This window comes from Polaromonas sp. P3_C2 (assembly GCF_056402675.1).
The window spans coordinates 1-701 of record NZ_JBFUGX010001168.1; the positions used below are offsets into that span (position 1 = coordinate 1).

Below are 701 nucleotides of genomic sequence, written 5' to 3' on the forward strand. Positions count from 1 at the left end.
CTGCACCTCCGTCAGCGGCATGGTGTCGGACGTGATGGCCAGTGTCAGCACCGGGGCATCCGCCGGGTTGACCTTGGCATAGACGGGCGGGGCGGGCAGGTCGGCCGGCAGTAGCGAGCCGCCCGCGTTGATGGCCGCCTGCACCTGCTGTTCGGCCACGTCCAGTGCCAGGCCCAGGCCGAACTGCAGCGTGACGATGGAGACACCGGCGGCACTGGTGGAGCTCATGCGAGAGAGACCGGCCATCTGGCCGAACTGGCGTTCCAGCGGCGCTGTCACGGTCTGCGCCATCACTTCCGGGCTCGCGCCGGGATACAGCGTCTGCACCTGGATGGTGGGGTAGTCGACCTGCGGCAGGGCCGACAGCGGTAAAAATTTGAAACCCACGAGGCCAGCCAACACAATGGCCACCATCAGCAGCGAAGTGGCTACCGGGCGCAGGATGAAGGGGCGTGAGGGGCTCATTCAATAACCTTCGTGCTTCGCACTGCGATGCTATTTGCCTTGGGAACGGCCCGGCGGCTCATGCGCGGAAATACCTTCGTGCTTCGCACTGCGGTGCTATTCACCTTGGGAACGGCCCGGCGGCTCATTGGTACGAGTCCCGGATCATTGCGCCGGCCGTTCGCCCTGGCGGCGGTCCTTCATGCCTTGCCAGCGTGCCAGGGCTTCCGGGTCGCCCTTGTCGATCTGCTCCAGGA

1 protein-coding gene is annotated in these 701 nt (G+C 65.8%); it reads right to left on the bottom strand.

Features of this window, described 5'->3' with window-relative positions; translation table 11 throughout:
• On the bottom strand, nt 1–465 hold a 465-nt coding region (locus AC1DWI_RS25380; RefSeq protein WP_477726215.1), incomplete at its 3' end, for an efflux RND transporter permease subunit.
• Nucleotides 466–701: the final 236 nt, after the last annotated feature.